This is a genomic window from Mariniluteicoccus flavus (genome assembly GCF_054776655.1).
Genome location: NZ_BAAHBN010000005.1, coordinates 152,228 through 167,995, shown reverse-complemented (window position 1 = coordinate 167,995; position 15,768 = coordinate 152,228). Strand labels below are relative to the sequence as shown.

The window sequence follows — 15,768 nt, the reverse complement described above, 5'->3', positions numbered from 1 at the left end:
CCGCACAGCTAGTCGATAGGTCTTCACGTCTCCGGCTCCCTTGATGGCTCCAGCAACCATACGAAGGCGGATCACGTCCGAACAATAGTTTTTTGTTACTGTACATTTATGAGCGCCTCCGATTCCGTCACTGCTTCGTGGTTGTCCACCCAGATCGCCGACCCGTCGGCCGCGGGCATTGCCGCAGAAATCTCACAGCTGATCAAACATGGGGACCTCGCGCCCGGGACGCGCCTACCCTCGGTCAGGGCTCTGGCGGATGCGCTGAACGTCAGCCCGTCCACGGTCTCGGCCGCGTGGCAAAGGCTGCGGGCGCGCAACATGATCGTCGGCGGCGGGCGCGGGGGCACCAAGGTCGCCACCACTCCGGGTACGCCCCGTCCCGAACGCTATGAGGCTGTCGGCGACTTCGGCGACGATCTGGCCCTGGATCTCCGGCTGTCCGTGCCGGCGCCCGATCTGCTGCCCAGACTGACGGACCATCTGCGTCAGCTGGATTCCGTCCCTGACCTGAACAGCTATGAGCGCATCCCGGTCACGGCAAATCTCGAGGCAGCCCTGCAGCACAGATGGCCGTTCACTCCCCGCACCATGATGGTGGCGAACGGAGGCTACGAGGCGCTGATGCTGGTCGTCTACACATTCATTCAGGCCGGTGACCACGTGGCGGTGGAGAACCCCAGCCCGGCGCGTGTGCTCGACATCGTCGAGGGTGCCGGCGGACGCCCGGTGTTCGTGGAGAGGGACAGAGAGGGCATCGTGCCCGCCACGCTCATCGACGCCCTCGCCAGACGCCCAGCGGCACTCATCCTGCAACCCGGCATCCACAACCCGGATGGCGCGACCATGTCCGCCCGACGCCGCGACGAGCTCGTGGATCTGCTGCGTGGCAAGGAGATCCTCGTGATCGAGAACGACGGGCTGGGCCAGTTGGCGCTCGATCCCGTCGTCACCGTGTCGGAGAAGCTCCCCGACCAGAGTGTCTATGTGCGGTCGTTCTCGAAGTCACACGGCCCGGACCTTCGGCTGGCGGTGTTGGACGGTCCCGCTGCGAGAGTCGAGCGAGTCCAGTCCTACCGCGCGTACGGATCCGGTTGGACGAGCCGCGTGCTGCAGGAGGTCCTGGCCGCCATGCTGCAGGATCCCGCGTGTGACCGGGTGGTCGAGCGGGCCCGGCACATCTATGACAATCGCCGCGAGACGCTGCGGCGCGAACTGGCGACCCGGGGCGTCCACGTCGACGGGGGCGGCCTCGACCTCTGGATCCCTGTCCACAATGAACAGTTCGCGTTGGTCACCTGCGCCGCCCGGGGGATCGCCGTCAACCCTGGCGCCCGCTTCCTCAGGCCAGGTGGCCAACCCCACATCCGCGTATCAACGAGTCAACTCGACACCGACCGCGCCGCATACGCCGCCGAGGTCCTGGCGCTGGCGGTGGGCCCGCGCTGACGCTGGGTGAGCGAGCGCCCGGGCTCACGCTGGCTGAGCGAGCGCCAGCGAGTCGAAGCCACCCACTCACGTTGGCTGAGCGAGCCCCGAAGCCACTGTCACTCCCCGATCACCCTCACCCAGTTCGCCCCGTTCCCGATGCCCACCAGCTCCAGCGACGTCAGCGTCCCGTCATCCTCCACCCGGATCAGCTCCGCATCGGTCGCCTTCTCGCCGACCACGATCGCAAACCGCCCGTCCCCCGCCACGTTGAACCCGCGCGGCTGTTCGACCGTGGGCGCGTACGCCAGGACGCGGCTCAGCTCGCCGCCCGCCTCGACCGCCACCGTGGCGATGGTGGACGCCGTTCGCTCCGACGCCAGCAGGAAGTCGCCGGCGCGGTGGACGTCGGCACCCCAGATGAGGCCCTCGGCCTTGGGGTCGGCGCCCATGCGGGAGTGCTTGAGCCCGGCCGCGGGATCGACGATGCTGACCGGGTCGCGGCGCGTCAGCAGGCCGTCGCCGCCGCGCGTGAGGTGGAACACCTCCCCGCTGTATTCCGTGACCAGATAGGCATTCCCGCCATCCAGCACGAGGTGGCGCGGCCCGCATCCCTGCGGGAACGCGACGTCGCCCAGCGGCTCGAGTTCGCCGTCGGCGATGCGGCACTGGACGACGAGGTCGGCGCCGAGCGACACGAAGTACGCGAGGTCGCCCTCGGTCACGACGCAGTGCATGTTGGGGTGGTCGATGCGGGAGACCTGCGGGCGGACCCGGCCCTCGGCGTCGATCGGCCACGCCCCGCCGAACCCGCCGCCGTACGACGCGCCCAGCAGGAAGCGCCGGTCGTCGGTGAGCGCGAGGTAGGTCATCGAGTCCTCGACGTCGCGGCGCGAGACCTCGGCCAACTCCCCGCTCGAACGATCGAGCCGGAGCGTGACGATGGCGGCGGATTCGTCGTCCTCGCCCTTGACCCCCGCGTACACGAGGTCGCGGTCGGCGTCGACGGCGAACGTGCCGACCCCGGGGCCGACGGGCGAGGTCGCGACCGGCGTGAGGCGGCCGTCGCGCAGGCGCAGGGTGGAGACGGTGCCGTCGCCGGCATTGGCAATGAGGACTAGTTCGCTCATGCTGCAACCGTAGCCCGCGGATTCATCGCGCAGGCGCGGGACCCAGACTGTTGCCTTCCAGCGTCTGCGTGGGGACCACGATCTGGCCGTCGTTGGCTCCACCCTGCATCGTCTGCAGCAGAGCGAGTGCCGCCCGGCGACCCATCTCGTACGCATCCTGCCGCACCACGGTGATCGCGGGACGCACCAGGTCTGGCCAGTCCGCGTCGGAGAATCCCACGAGCGAGACGTCCTCGGGGACGCGGCAGCCCAGTTCGCGGAGACCCCGGAACGCTGACACGGTCTGGTAGGAGTCGGCCGTGAAGAGTGCGGTGGCTCCGTGAGTCCTCACCAGGGCGGCGAGCGCATCGTGTTGACCCTCGCTGGGCCTCCGTGAACGCAACACCACAAGATCGGGGTCGAGTCCGATGCCCGCCGCGATCAGCGCGTCGTGATAGCCCTGCGCTCGAGCCGTGGAGGGTCGCGGCGCTCCGGTGAAGTGCGGTCGCCGGCGCCCTCCGATGAGGCGGACAGGTTCATCCGGTTGCACAGAGGCGAGCAGCGCCACGCGACGGTGTCCCAGATCGATCGCCCGGGCAACCGCTGTCCGCGCCGAGGCGCGGTTGTCAGCGACCACACTGGGGACGCCGTCCAGTTCTCGGTCAAGCGTGACGAGGACGCCCTTCGCCCGCAGCGCCAGAAGGGGATCTGTGGGGGTGGTCAGCACGGGTGAGACGATCATGCCGTCAACACCGTGGGCCAGAAGCGCCTGTACGCCCTGGCGCTCCCCCTCAGGTCGCTCGTCACTGTTCACGACGAGCACCTGATAGTCGGCCGGCTCCATGACATCGCAGATTCCGCGCATCGCCGACGAGAACACACCGTCGGCGATGTCACCGCAGATGAAGCCGACCATCTGGGTGCGCCCGTTGCGCATGGTGCGCGCTGCGCGATTGGGGCGATATCCGAGTTCTGCTGCCGCGGCCACCACGCGTGCGCGCACATCATCACTCGCGTAGCCGTAACTGCCGAGGGCTCTGGCAGCGGTCGCGCGGGAGACGCCCGCCCGTGCTGCCACGTCGTTGATGGTCGCCCCGCCGCTGTTCAGCTCGATCTCCCTCGATCAGGCGCCGGACGATCTCACCCTGCGCTCGAACTCCGGCCACTCAAAGTACACGGCGGCAGCGGCGTACGCGTCCTGGATCCCAAGACCCTTGCAGTGGAAGGTCACCAGACCGTCGCGCACACGTTCGCCCACCGGGAGGTCGACCAGTTCGACCACACGCTCGGACTGCAGGCCCTCGGCCAGTCCAGCAACCACGGGTCCCGCCTCAAGCCGTGCTGCCTCCTGATCGATCACGACAAGCTCCGAGGCCAGAGTGACCCCCACCGGCACCTCGCATCGATCGGGCGCATACGACCCCAAGGTGGCGACCAGGGCCTTCGCGTGCAGCCAGCCCTGTTCCACGACCGGGATCGAACTGTTCGTGCAGCAGGCGACCATCGGGGCACCGCGCAGCGCAGCTTCCGCCGAAGGGGCGCGCGTGACCTCCACCGAGGTCCACGGCCCAAACTTGGGGCTCCAGACCCGGATGTCCTCGACACCGAGAGCCTCTCTAGCGAGACGTGCCACCATCTGGCCCTGCGGTCCCGCACCCAGGATGGCCAGGGGGCCGGCCAAGCGGTCCCCGCCCAAGAGTTCCAGACCCGCGACGAGGCCGCCCGCCGTACGCAGGACCGTGATTGCTGCGCCGTCCAGGAGCGCGACGGGAACACCCGAATCCGGATCGTGCAACAGCACTGATGCCTGCACCGACGGCAGAGATCTCGACGTGTTGCGCGGTTCCAGCGCTCCAACCTTGAAGGCAGTGATGAGGTTCGGGACCCGGCAGCCATGGGCGAAGAGCATCTGCCCGTCGAGGGCTTCGTCGTCGGCACGAATCGACGTGACATCACCTCGCCGCGCGTCGATGAGAGCGCTCGTCTGGGCGTCCACGACCTGCCGTGCCGTCAGCGCGGCCAACACCTCATCCTTCGACCAGACCCGCACGGTCACTGCACTCGCTTGAGGAACGACTGTGTCCGTTCGTGTTGCGGGGCCCCGAAGAGTTCCGCCGGAGGGCCGGCCTCGACGATGACCCCGCCGTCCATGAAGACGACCTGGTCCGCGACCTCGCTGGCGAACCCCATCTCGTGGGTGACCACCACCATGGTCATGCCTCCCTCCGCGAGGGTCTTCATCGTCCCGAGGACCTCGCCCACCAGCTCCGGGTCAAGCGCGGACGTTGGCTCATCAAACAGCATCAGGTCGGGATCCATCGCGAGTGAGCGAGCGATCGCCACGCGCTGCTGCTGACCTCCCGAGAGCTGGGAGGGCCGCGCGGAGGCCTTCTCCGCCATTCCCACCTGTTCGAGCAACTCCAGCGCCCGACGCTTCGCCTCGAACGGGTTGCGTCGCGCAACCAACTGGGGCGCCATGGTGATGTTCTCGAGGACTGACACGTGCGGGAAGAGGTGGAAGTTCTGGAACACCATGCCCATGCGGCGACGCTGCGCAGCAAGCCTGGCGGGCCTGACTTCGACGAGGTCGTCCCCGCGCCACTCATAGCCGATCGGCTCACCGTCGAGATAGACGTGTCCGGAGTCTGGGACCTCCAGACGGTTGACGCAGCGCAGGAGGGTGCTCTTGCCCGAGCCGGACGGTCCGATCACACAGTGCACCTGTCCCGGCTGCACGTCCCAGGACACGCCCTTCAGCACGTGATTCGCGCCGAACGACTTGTTGATCGACTCGAGCCTCAGGAGCGGCCACGTGTCAGCCATGATGTCCTCCCACCAGATCCTGTTGATTGGCCGCCGGCTTGAGTTCGGGCAGCATCTTCACGCGCTTCACACCCTTCACCGGACTGTCCTTCAGCCGCGCCTCGATGACCTGCTGGATCAAGGTGAACAGGGTCGTCAGCACGAGATACCAGAGCGTTGCCACCAGAAGGAGCGGAATGGTCTGGTAGTTGCGCGAATAGATCATCTGCGCGCTGTAGAGGAGATCCGGTGTCGCAAGGACGCTCACGAGGGACGTGAACTTCAACATCGAAATCACGTCATTGCCGATCGGAGGGATCACGATCTTGAGGGCTTGCGGCAGAACGACCTTGCGCATGATCTGTCCATCGGTCATGCCCAGGGAATGTGCCGCCTCGCTCTGTCCCTTGGATACGGCCATGATGCCGGCGCGCAACATCTCGGCCGCGTACGCACTCTCCGTGAGCGCCAGGCCGAGGATTGCCGCTGAAAAGGATGAGATGAGGGTGTTGGTGTCCCACGACGCCAACGTCGGCCCAAAGGGGATGGCCAGCTTCACTTCGGGGATAAGTGTCGCCAGGTTGAACCAGAACACCATTTGCACCAGCGGCGGGACGCCTCGGAAGAACCACACCCACAACCAGCTGACCGCGTTGAACAGTGGATTAGCACTGAGGCGCATGATCGCAACGATGACGCCGAGCACGAGTCCTATCACCATGGCGAGGGCGGTCAACTCAAGTGTGACCAACAGCCCTTGCAGGATCTCAGGATGGAACAGGTAAGACAGCACCGTGTCCCATCGCATGTTCTTGTTCGTCATCAGGAGATTCAGGAACCCGGCGATCAGCAGCACGAGGATCGCCCCGCCGATCCACCACGACGGGTGCTTGAGCCGAATGGTCCTGTGGGCAGTCGTCGCGCTCCGGGGCGGCCCCGTCCGCTCCGGAGCAGCGACGTCCGTTTGGGTGCGGTATGACATGGTCAGCCCTGCGGATTCTTTTCTGTGATGAGGAGTCCCTTGTCGAGGTCCCCCTGGTTGGACACACCCCAATCGGTGCGAATCTTCTTGTAGGTGCCGTCATCGATCATCGACTGCATGGCCGCCTTCACGGCCGGGCCGAGCTCACTGCCCTTCGGAAGTCCGAGACCGTTGTAGACCGCGTTGACCAGGAGAGCCGAGACCTCCAGCTGACCGGACTGCTTGGCGGCGTACGCGAGCTTGCCCGAGCCGGCGGCCACCAACTCGACGCGTCCAGAGTTCACCGCCAGTTCGGCCGCGGGCTGGTCCTTGAACTGCTGGATGTTCATGGGTTTAGCGCCGCAGAGCTTGGCGTTGTTCTCGGTGAGGTACTGGTATTCCCACGCGCCTGTGAGAACAGCGACACTGTGACCACAGGCGTCCTCGGTCTTGGTGACCTTGACGGCGGAGTTACCCTTCTTCCACGCAAACGCCGTGCCCTCCTTCTGCAGGGGGACGAAATCCACGGTCTTCATACGCTCTTCGGTGACACCCAGTGAAGACACGGCCAAGTCATACCGGCCGTTCCCGAGCCCCGGAAGGATTGCGTCGAAACCAGACGGCTGATAATCGAACTTCACGCCCATCTTTGTGGACATGACCTTGGCCATGTCGACTGCCCAGCCCTTGACCTGACCGTTCTCCACGAACTCCTCGGGAGCCCAGTCACCGAAAACGGCCACCTTGACCCCGTTCTTGTATTTCTCGGGGACCAGCTTCGACACGGCGGGATCGGCTCCCGCCTGTGCTGCCGGTGAACCGCCCCCGGAGCCCGGGGTCGAGGTTGACTGGCCGCCGCCTGAGCTGCACGCCGTCACTGCACACAGGGTGGCCGCGGCCACCATTGCGATCTTCTTCACCACGGACTCCTTTGTCGTTGGATTCTGCTTTGTTGGATCAGTTGAGGGAAAGGCCGGGGGTTGGGTCGAAGCGGCGGGGACGAGAATGACCGAAACCGCCCAGGGTGCGGCACACGTCGGCAGCCACCCGAACCGCATGAGTCAGATAGCCACTGGGGTCCTGGCCCTGGAGGATCCCGGCCAGAACGGTGCCGATGAACGCGTCTCCGGCGCCGAGTGTGTCCACCACATCGATGTGTCGGGCCTCGACCTCGACGATGCCCTGCCGCGTTCCGTGAATCGCGCCTTCACCTCCTCGCGTGACGGTCACCGAGACCACACCTCGGTCAAGCAATTCGTGGACAAGCATGGTGGCCTTTTCCCTGGTCTGTTCACTTCCCGAGAAGAAGGCGTGCTTCACGTGAGGGATCATGACGGCCCTGTAGGCGTCGTCGAGATGGGAATCGAAGTCGAAGGACAGAGCCCCGAGGTGCTCGAGTCCCGGCAGCACGTCCTCGAGGCCGGACGAATAGCTCGAATGGACGATGGCCGCCGGGGGGAGCGCATCGAACCAGTCCGGATCGGCGGTCAGGCGGCTGACACCTCGATCGAAGTCGCCGAACTGCCGCTCGCCGTTCCGGCGATGGATGTCAGCGAAGCCGGTGTTCCCCTGCCTCACCATCACGGGGGAAGTCGTGACGCCTTCGATTCCCAACGCATCAAGGATCCACGCACCCTCCGAGTCATGACCGACTGAACCCGCGTACGCGACATCCACTCCCGCACGGGCGGCATGGACGGCGACGTTGACGCAGTTGCCGCCGGGACACGCCACATCGTCGTCGAGATAGCGGTCGACGATGTTGTCCCCGAGGCAGAGAAGGTCCATCAGTATTCGACCTTCCACATGTAGCGGCGTCCCTGCAGGGGCGCACCGCTGACCGATTCCACACCTTGGGCGAGCGCCGCGATCAAGGAGCTGTTGTAGATGAGGGTGCCGATGAGAGGTCGGGCACTCGCCTCCACTCCCGTGAGCGGGAGTTCGGCAGCGTCGAAGACATGGTTCGCCTTGTTGTAGCGCTCAAGGAATCGCAGTGCGCGATGACCGAGTGACGCGGTCTCGTCCTCGCCGATCATCAGGACCACCGGCGTCGCTCCGTCGATGACCTCGAATGTTCCGTGGAGGAAGTCGTTCGAGCCGATGGGCACCGCGTGCTGGTTCTGCATCTCTTGGAGGTAGCACGCCGCGAAGGTCTGCGCGGCTCCCTCATTGGGGCCCGATGCCAGGACATAGACGCACGTGGCACCCACGATGTCGCGAGCGGCAGCCGAGAATCTGTCGCGCCAGTGGAGGTTGGTCTCTCGGAATGCTGGTCCGGAATCAGCGAGTGCTGCAAGGGTCGCGTCTCCATTCGCCCGATTCCCCTGAGCCGTGATCAGCTCAAGGGCAATGACGGCCAGCAAGACCTGCTTGGCCTCGACGCCCCGATGGCCGACCATGCGATGGGCGACTCGTCCGCAGACACTGTCGGCACGCGCACACACCAGAAGCACAGGGGCTCCCTCGGACTGCGCCCACTCGATCGCGTGGGCGGTCTCCTCCGTACCACCGAAGGTGCTTGACGCGATGACGATGGAGTCCGGCCCGACCAGTGACGGCTTGCGGTTGACGAACTCCTCGGCGTTCAGGCACACCGCCGGAATGTTCGATCGATCCAAGAGGTAGCGCATGGCACTGAACATGAACATCGAGCCACCGCAGCCCACGAGATAGATCACGCGCGTCGAGGGCCGCAGGGAGTCGACGACGAAGGCCCGCACCGTTTCCACCGTTTCGCCGGACGCTGCCGCGCGCACGTCCATTTCCATCGTGTCCTGCATGCCCACCACACCTTGGCCCGGCGCCGTCCGCGCTGTCTCCGTCATGCTTCACTCCCTTGTGAGAACGTTCTCAGTCATCCCACTGTCAGCCTCGGAACATGGGACTGTCAAGAGATTCCGCGATATTGATCTGCAGCTGAGGTCACGCGTAGACCTGGGGACGAATGAATCCGGTCGATCCGAGGATGCTCGGACACGGTCGCCATCATGTCGTCTCATTGGCTACACTATTGAGAAAATCAGAGTAGATCTTCTCAATAAGGAGCGCCATGACCTGGCCGGCGGTGGGATGGGTCGACCACCCGTGGGTCCACCGCGATCCCATGTCCTCCAAGCGTTCCCGAGTGCGCAACTCTGGCAGTTTCCGCGCCGCTTCTCCCCCTGCGATCGCCGAGCTCATGCCTCGCCCCTCTCACGAGGTCGCGCGCATGGCCGCGGACGCCACCACCCGCATGGTGCGCTTCGACCAGTCGGCCGCGGGCCTCGCGGCCATGCCGTTCGCGGCCGCCCTGCTGCGCGCTGAATCCGCCACGAGCTCCCAGATCGAGAACCTGACCGTACGCGCCCGCGGTCTGTCGCTGGCCACGCTGGGCCTCCCCGCGGGACCCAACGCAGGGCTGGTTGCACGCAACGTCGCGGCCATGCGTACGGCGATCGATGCCGCCGATCGCCTCGACCTCGAGTCCATCCTGGCCATGCACCTGGCCCTGACCGAAGGTGTGCAGGACGACGCGGGGCGCCTGCGTGACCAATGGGTGTGGATCGGTGGCGAGTCGCCGGTGACAGCGGCGTACGTGGCGCCCGAACACTCACTCGTCCCCGCAGCGATGGACGACCTCATCGCCTTTCTCCGTCGCCGCGACCTCGACCCGACGACGCACGCGGCCATCGCCCACGCCCAGTTCGAGATGATCCACCCGTTCACCGACGGGAACGGTCGTTGCGGTCGGGCGCTGGTGTCGGCGCTGCTGCGCGCCCGGGGGGTGACCGAGAACCTGACCGTGCCCCTGTCGTCGGGCCTGTTGCACGACGTCGGGGGCTACATCGACGCGCTGACGGCGTATCGGACGGGCGATCCCGAGCCGATCATCGCGTGCTTCGCCCAGGCCGCCGACTCATCGATCGTGAACGCCGACCTGATGGCCGCCGACATCGAGGCGTTCCGCTCCACAGCCTTGGCGTCTCGAGCCCGCGTGACCCCCGCGGCCCGTGCGGTCGTCGACCTGTGCTGCCGAGAACCGGCCTTCACCGCCGGCATGGTCACCGAGCTCGCAGGGGTGACGCCAGCAACCGCCTATCGCATCGTCGATGCCCTGACCGAGTCGGGATTGCTCCAGGTGGAGGCCGTCAAGGCGCGAGGACAGAAGGTGTGGACCGTGCCGCTGGTGCTTCGGGCCCTGGATTCCTTTGCGAGGCGAGCCCGCCGCGCGACACCGTGACACCGGCGCCTACGTCGCACCCACCCCGAACTCCCGCGCCAGCAACTCCCGGGAACGCCGCCGCGCAACGGGTTCCGCGATGAGGTCCTGCACCATCACCTCGTCGGCTCCGCTCTCCGCGACCATCTGCTCGAGCGTGGCGCGCACCTCCGCGGGGCTGCCGCCACGAACCGCGGCCACCGGCCGTCGACGATCGTCACCGGCTCGTCCTTCTCGGCCTGCCCCAGCTCGCGGGCGGCCTCGTCGGGCGTCGGGACCATGACCGACCCCGCCTCGCGCCCGGCCCGCCGCAGGCGCCCATAGAACCCCTTCGGCGACCCCGCCAGGTGGAGCCCGTCGGCGCTGGTCTCCCCCACCGCGACGTTGACGGCAAGGATCGCCCGGGGCGTTTCCAGCCCGAATCCCTGCGGCTGGAACGCGTCGCGGTAGTGCCGCAGGGCCGGCGCGGCGCCGGCGGGGTTGATGAACCCCGCGAACGTATAGCCGATCCCCAGCCCCGCCGCCAGGTTCGACCCGTTCGGGCTCGACCCCAACAGCCAGGTCTGCGGCGTCTCGGCCACGGTCGTCATCAGCGGGTGCCCGGCGAACGGGTGGCCCTCGGGGAAGGCCTCATAGAACCAGGCCAGCGTCTCCAGGATCTGCTGCTGGTGGTCGGCCTGCGCGGGGTGCTGGCGGTTCTGCTGCAGCGCGGTGTCGAGCACCGGGCCGGCGGTGGCCCGCCCCATGCCGAGGTCGATGCGCCCGGGCGCCATCGCCTCCAGCTGCTTGAACATCTCGGCGACCTTGAACGGACTGTAGTGGTTCATCAACACGGCACCCGACCCCAACCGAATGCGCGAGGTGAGGACCGACGCCGCCGCGATCAGCAGTTCGGGATGGTGGGACGCCCCCGAGCGGCTGAGGTGGTGTTCGGCGAACCAGAACCGGTGATAGCCCAGCTCCTCGGCGTGCCGCACGTTCTCGAGCGTGTCCGCCAGGGCGTCCTTCTCGGTGGTGCCGGGGGCGACGGTGCCCAGGTCGACGATGGACAGCTTCACGGTGGGGTCCCCCTCGTGGTCGGGTCCAGAACCGCTGATGCTACACAGGGCCAACACCTCTACGGAGAGCGACGCCATGAGACCCCTGCGCTATGCCATCAACGTCACGGTCGACGGGTGCGTCCACCACGAGGCGGGTACGCCGCCCGACGAGGAGTCGATGGGCTTCTGGACCGATGAGCTGGAACGCGCCGACGCCATGCTGCTCGGCCGAATCACCTACGAGATGATGGAGTCCGCGTGGCGGCGTCCGGCCTCGGGCCCGTGGCCCGACTGGATGGAGACGTGGGAGGTCCCGTTCGCCGAGACGATCGACGCCGCGAAGAAGTACGTGGTGTCGAGCACGCTCAACGAGGTCGATTGGAACGCCGAGCTGCTCCATGGCGACCTGGGGCCGGCGGTCCAGCGGCTCAAGGAACAGCCGGGCGAGGGCCTGTCCGTCGGCGGAGTGACGCTGCCCCTGGCATTGGCCGATCTGGGGCTGATCGACGAGTTCGTGTTCCTCGTTCAGCCGGTCATCGCCGGGCACGGGCCGACGCTGTTCGAGGGGCTACGCGAGCGCGTGCAGCTCAAGCTCGTGGACCGCCGCGAGTTCCGATCGGGGACGGTCGCCCTGCACTATCGGGCTGCATAAGGGATACGCGATTCGGCCCCCTGGCGGAACTCAGAACGCTCGCGGACCACACACTTCTCCGCCCCCGGCCCACGCCGTCAGGTGTTCGAGGTGATGGTCCTCGATGCCTCGGACAGGATCGGTGCGAAGGATGAGGCAGTCGTACCAGTCAACGAGCATGTCGGCGTCCTCGTGCGTCACGTCATCGTCAAGCCATGCGAAGGGTCGGTCACCGACGAATCGCAGGATCTCGGGCACCTTCCCACAGTCGAAGCCGGCCCGGCGGTCGAAGTGCGTGGACACTTCGATCACCGGCAGGTCCGGCCAGCCCAATGCTCGGCCGAGCGTGTGCGCGGAGTCCTCCCACGTCGTGGCCCACGCGAGTTCGTACGCACCTGCGAGAGCTTTCAGGTGTTCTGCACGCGCTCGATGCACCCAAATGCCGGGGAGAGCCTCCTCGAACCCGTCACCATGGTCGTTCCCGTAGGGAGACAGGCAGCCGTCGATGTCGATGAGAAACAGGGGGCGAAGTCGTGGTCGCAACCCCGTGTGCGTGCCACTCGTCGTCCACGCCACGGCCGCCCAGTCGATGACGACCGGCTGCCCGTCGACGACAACGACCTGGCCATCGCCGAGGCGTCCACATTCGGCCACGAACTCCGCCGTGCTCGTCGGGTCCGCGTCCGACCCATCGGCCTCCACCAGCGGCAGCACCAGCATGGGTGGATCGAACTGCACCAAGGTGGCAGACGTGGCCCACGGCTTGCCCTGTGAAGCGGCGACCAGCGGCAGGAGGTGACGCACCTGGCCGGTGGGTGAAGCTGGCATCACGGCCAGCGCGGTGGTCCCGCGAACCACCATCGTTTCGGAGTTGGCGAGCACCACGTCCCCCTCGCCGGACAGGAACTCCTCGATGACAGCGTCGATATCAGGGGGAATGGGACCGACTGAGCGTACGCGCGGCTCTGTCGGCACGGTCTCGAGCCACGCACGCCATGACCGGTGGAACTGCGCTGCGGAGACAGCGGGATCATCCAGGGCGTCCAGGATCGGGTGGGCGTAGGTCGGCAGCCGGTCTCGAGTGACATGGACGTCGGCAGGGTCGCGGATCAGATCGTCGTCGGGGTCGAGGTCGTGGACGAAAACTTCGCGCTCACCGAGGGGAAGCAAGTGCTCGACGTCCTCTGCAGCGTACGCACGCTCGCGTGGCGAAACGCTCGCACCAGCAGGGCTCGCGGCACTTCGGCGCCGGACACACTCATCGATCACTCGGTCGTGCTCGCGGCCGATGACCGCGAAATGGGCTGCTGGATCGGCGAGCGCGTCAAAGGCGCGCGGCCGCCACAGCTTCCACCAGCGCATGACGACGATGCCTGGGTTGTCCATGACAGAAAGGTATCCGGAGCATCCGACAGCGGGACTGCTGATGTTCGACGTCCTCGGCTCCATGCCCGAGATCACGAGATCTCCCGGAGAACTGTCCTCGCTTCGAGCGCCGGAACCGCTCAACATTCGAGCGCCGTCGAAGACCGGATCATCCCCGCTCACGCGGGGAGCACCTCAGCCTGTTCCTGGGGATCATCCAAACCTTGGGATCATTCCCGCTCACGCGGGGAGCACGCTCTAAAACAGTCCGGCCTCGTCGCAGCTCAGGGATCATCCACGCTCACCCGAGGAGCACTGACCGACGTCAAGACCGGTCGCCTGCTCCGGGGATCATCCCCGCTCACGCGGGGAGCGCGACCGTGCCCCGATCCGTGGACAGTGTGGGATCAGCCCGCGCTCACGCGGGGAGCACTCGCCGGAATCCCCGCGCAGAAGGACGAGGCGATTCAGGGATCATCCCCGCTACGCGGGGAGCACGAGCTCCAGACCCGCGACGACCGCACGACCGCGGGATCATCCCCGCTCGCGCGGGGAGCACCAATGACGGCCGCCACATCCGAGGGTGGGCCGACGGATCATCCCCGCTCGCGCGGGGAGCACAGGTCACGGACGATGCGCGAGCGGTAGGGCCGGGGATCATCCCCGCTCGCGCGGGGAGCACGGGCGCCTGTTCGTCGAGGGCATGTGGGAGGCGGGATCATCCCCGCTCGCGCGGGGAGCACTCCTTGCTGGCAAGAACCTGGCGGGCTACTTCCGGATCATCCCCGCTCGCGCGGGGAGCACATGTCCGACGTGGGGCGGTCCAACTGGTACCCGGGATCATCCCCGCTCGCGCGGGGAGCACCGCGATCGACCGCGGCCTCGCCGCCGTGTCCGGCGGATCATCCCCGCTCGCGCGGGGAGCACTACGATCGTCGGCATTGCGGTCGCCGCAACGACGGATCATCCCCGCTCGCGCGGGGAGCACTCACCGGACGATCCGCGCTGGTTGGGGCCGCCCGGATCATCCCCGCTCGCGCGGGGAGCACTACATCAACCGCACCGGCATGCTCCCCGGGTTCGGATCATCCCCGCTCGCGCGGGGAGCACGTGGGTGATGTGACGATCAACAAGAGGTTCGCGGGATCATCCCCGCTCGCGCGGGGAGCACCCGAAGCTCGCCGAACTGAACGCCGGAACGTTCGGATCATCCCCGCTCGCGCGGGGAGCACTGCTCGGCGTCAGCGGACAGGCCGCGGGTGCGCGGATCATCCCCGCTCGCGCGGGGAGCACAGCCCGGCGACGCGCTGCACGTCGGCCAAGTTCGGATCATCCCCGCTCGCGCGGGGAGCACCCGTCCATCTGCTGGGCGAGCTCAGGGATGGACGGATCATCCCCGCTCGCGCGGGGAGCACGCAGCACGGGCGTCCTGCGCCTCGCCATGCCGCCGGATCATCCCCGCTCGCGCGGGGAGCACTCGTGTGGATGGAGTCGCTCATGGGTCGGTCCTGGATCATCCCCGCTCGCGCGGGGAGCACCATCCCATCGTCCCCCGCACGAGACCGCTGACGGGATCATCCCCGCTCGCGCGGGGAGCACGGCTCAAATGATCCGGAGCGGTCATGCGCCGACGGATCATCCCCGCTCGCGCGGGGAGCACGCCTACTTGCGATCATCGACACGATCGCTGCCCGGATCATCCCCGCTCGCGCGGGGAGCACTGCCGAAGTTGTAGTCACCTGCAGCCATGCTTTCGGATCATCCCCGCTCGCGCGGGGAGCACCACCCACCGTCGGGATCGTCCTCGCGCCATTCGGGATCATCCCCGCTCGCGCGGGGAGCACTCGTGCTCGAGGCCGGCAATGGTCACCGTGTACGGATCATCCCCGCTCGCGCGGGGAGCACGCTTTCACCGTCGCCTCGGTCGCCGGGAACGACGGATCATCCCCGCTCGCGCGGGGAGCACGGGCTCGCGATGGTCGCCTTCGGATGGGCGTGCGGATCATCCCCGCTCGCGCGGGGAGCACTTGCCGTTCTGACGTGCGACGAGGACGACGACGGGATCATCCCCGCTCGCGCGGGGAGCACTGGGCGACGTCGAGGCCGACGTACCCCCATGGCGGATCATCCCCGCTCGCGCGGGGAGCACCGTCTCGAAGTTCGCCAGGTCGGACGCGCTCAGGGATCATCCCCGCTCGCGCGGGGAGCACGCGATGGTCCGCTCCGACGCCCGG

General features: G+C 67.2%; 13 protein-coding genes and 1 CRISPR repeat array (1 of these 14 running past the window's edge). Of the genes, 3 read left to right on the top strand and 10 right to left on the bottom strand.

Annotated elements, in window-relative coordinates:
- Positions 1 to 108 precede the first annotated feature (108 nt).
- A complete protein-coding gene (locus ACYVAG_RS10385; RefSeq protein WP_460769440.1) occupies positions 109 to 1,449 on the top strand; it encodes an aminotransferase-like domain-containing protein in 1,341 nt (446 codons plus the stop codon).
- A 98-nt stretch (positions 1,450 to 1,547) separates the two neighbouring features.
- On the opposite strand, the gene ACYVAG_RS10380 is transcribed toward ACYVAG_RS10385, so the two are convergent.
- Genes ACYVAG_RS10380 through ACYVAG_RS10345 form a run of 8 tightly spaced genes read right to left on the bottom strand, consistent with a single transcriptional unit; the run spans position 1,548 to position 9,125 of the window.
- Positions 1,548 to 2,558 carry a lactonase family protein gene (locus ACYVAG_RS10380; RefSeq protein ID WP_460769438.1) on the bottom strand — a complete coding sequence of 337 codons (1,011 nt, stop codon included), beginning with the start codon at positions 2,556 to 2,558 and terminating at the stop codon, positions 1,548 to 1,550.
- 22 nt (positions 2,559 to 2,580) lie between these two features.
- On the bottom strand, positions 2,581 to 3,615 hold the full coding sequence (locus tag ACYVAG_RS10375; protein ID WP_460769436.1) for a LacI family DNA-binding transcriptional regulator: 1,035 nt from the start codon (positions 3,613 to 3,615) through the stop codon (positions 2,581 to 2,583).
- 45 nt (positions 3,616 to 3,660) lie between these two features.
- Entirely contained in the window at positions 3,661 to 4,560 is a 900-nt protein-coding gene (locus ACYVAG_RS10370) for a hypothetical protein (protein ID WP_460769434.1), read from the bottom strand.
- Between the two features lie 29 nt (positions 4,561 to 4,589).
- Positions 4,590 to 5,360 (bottom strand): amino acid ABC transporter ATP-binding protein, encoded by a 771-nt coding sequence (locus ACYVAG_RS10365; protein ID WP_460769432.1) that lies wholly within the window; start codon positions 5,358 to 5,360, stop codon positions 4,590 to 4,592.
- Positions 5,353 to 6,321 (bottom strand): amino acid ABC transporter permease, encoded by a 969-nt coding sequence (locus tag ACYVAG_RS10360; RefSeq protein WP_460769430.1) that lies wholly within the window; start codon positions 6,319 to 6,321, stop codon positions 5,353 to 5,355. Before ACYVAG_RS10360 ends, ACYVAG_RS10365 begins: the two co-directional genes overlap by 8 nt.
- A gap of 2 nt (positions 6,322 to 6,323) precedes the next feature.
- Positions 6,324 to 7,220: a transporter substrate-binding domain-containing protein gene (locus tag ACYVAG_RS10355; protein ID WP_460769428.1), complete on the bottom strand. Its 897-nt coding sequence runs from the start codon at positions 7,218 to 7,220 to the stop codon at positions 6,324 to 6,326.
- Between the two features lie 37 nt (positions 7,221 to 7,257).
- Positions 7,258 to 8,088 (bottom strand): PfkB family carbohydrate kinase, encoded by an 831-nt coding sequence (locus ACYVAG_RS10350; RefSeq protein ID WP_460769426.1) that lies wholly within the window; start codon positions 8,086 to 8,088, stop codon positions 7,258 to 7,260.
- Positions 8,088 to 9,125 (bottom strand): SIS domain-containing protein, encoded by a 1,038-nt coding sequence (locus tag ACYVAG_RS10345; RefSeq protein ID WP_460769424.1) that lies wholly within the window; start codon positions 9,123 to 9,125, stop codon positions 8,088 to 8,090. Before ACYVAG_RS10345 ends, ACYVAG_RS10350 begins: the two co-directional genes overlap by 1 nt.
- Before the next feature lie 353 nt (positions 9,126 to 9,478).
- On the opposite strand from ACYVAG_RS10345, the gene ACYVAG_RS10340 reads away from it, so the two are divergent.
- Positions 9,479 to 10,519 carry a Fic family protein gene (locus ACYVAG_RS10340; protein WP_460769422.1) on the top strand — a complete coding sequence of 347 codons (1,041 nt, stop codon included), beginning with the start codon at positions 9,479 to 9,481 and terminating at the stop codon, positions 10,517 to 10,519.
- A 95-nt stretch (positions 10,520 to 10,614) separates the two neighbouring features.
- Here the strand turns inward: ACYVAG_RS10340 and ACYVAG_RS10335 are convergent, their stop codons facing one another.
- Positions 10,615 to 11,556 carry an MsnO8 family LLM class oxidoreductase gene (locus ACYVAG_RS10335; RefSeq protein WP_460769420.1) on the bottom strand — a complete coding sequence of 314 codons (942 nt, stop codon included), beginning with the start codon at positions 11,554 to 11,556 and terminating at the stop codon, positions 10,615 to 10,617.
- A gap of 76 nt (positions 11,557 to 11,632) precedes the next feature.
- Between ACYVAG_RS10335 and ACYVAG_RS10330 the strand changes: the two genes are divergently transcribed.
- Complete coding sequence (locus tag ACYVAG_RS10330; RefSeq protein WP_460769419.1) at positions 11,633 to 12,190, top strand: dihydrofolate reductase family protein; 558 nt, start codon at positions 11,633 to 11,635, stop codon at positions 12,188 to 12,190.
- A gap of 30 nt (positions 12,191 to 12,220) precedes the next feature.
- Here ACYVAG_RS10330 and ACYVAG_RS10325 read toward each other — a convergent pair whose 3' ends face one another.
- The gene (locus ACYVAG_RS10325) at positions 12,221 to 13,555 is read right to left on the bottom strand and encodes an HAD domain-containing protein (RefSeq protein ID WP_460769417.1); all 1,335 of its coding nucleotides are present in this window, start codon (positions 13,553 to 13,555) and stop codon (positions 12,221 to 12,223) included.
- 509 nt (positions 13,556 to 14,064) lie between these two features.
- Positions 14,065 to 15,768: a CRISPR direct-repeat array (repeat unit 28 nt; unit sequence GGATCATCCCCGCTCGCGCGGGGAGCAC); it runs 2,175 nt beyond the window's last position.

Excerpts from the sequence above, each read along its gene's own strand:
- ACYVAG_RS10385 (WP_460769440.1), top strand. The coding sequence starts at position 109 with ATGAGCGCCTCCGATTCCGTCACTGCTTCGTGGTTGTCCACCCAGATC.
- ACYVAG_RS10380 (WP_460769438.1), bottom strand. The coding sequence starts at position 2,558 with ATGAGCGAACTAGTCCTCATTGCCAATGCCGGCGACGGCACCGTCTCC.
- ACYVAG_RS10365 (WP_460769432.1), bottom strand. The coding sequence starts at position 5,360 with ATGGCTGACACGTGGCCGCTCCTGAGGCTCGAGTCGATCAACAAGTCG.
- ACYVAG_RS10360 (WP_460769430.1), bottom strand. The coding sequence starts at position 6,321 with ATGTCATACCGCACCCAAACGGACGTCGCTGCTCCGGAGCGGACGGGG.
- ACYVAG_RS10350 (WP_460769426.1), bottom strand. The coding sequence starts at position 8,088 with ATGGACCTTCTCTGCCTCGGGGACAACATCGTCGACCGCTATCTCGAC.
- ACYVAG_RS10345 (WP_460769424.1), bottom strand. The coding sequence starts at position 9,125 with ATGACGGAGACAGCGCGGACGGCGCCGGGCCAAGGTGTGGTGGGCATG.
- ACYVAG_RS10340 (WP_460769422.1), top strand. The coding sequence starts at position 9,479 with ATGCCTCGCCCCTCTCACGAGGTCGCGCGCATGGCCGCGGACGCCACC.
- ACYVAG_RS10330 (WP_460769419.1), top strand. The coding sequence starts at position 11,633 with ATGAGACCCCTGCGCTATGCCATCAACGTCACGGTCGACGGGTGCGTC.
- ACYVAG_RS10325 (WP_460769417.1), bottom strand. The coding sequence starts at position 13,555 with ATGGACAACCCAGGCATCGTCGTCATGCGCTGGTGGAAGCTGTGGCGG.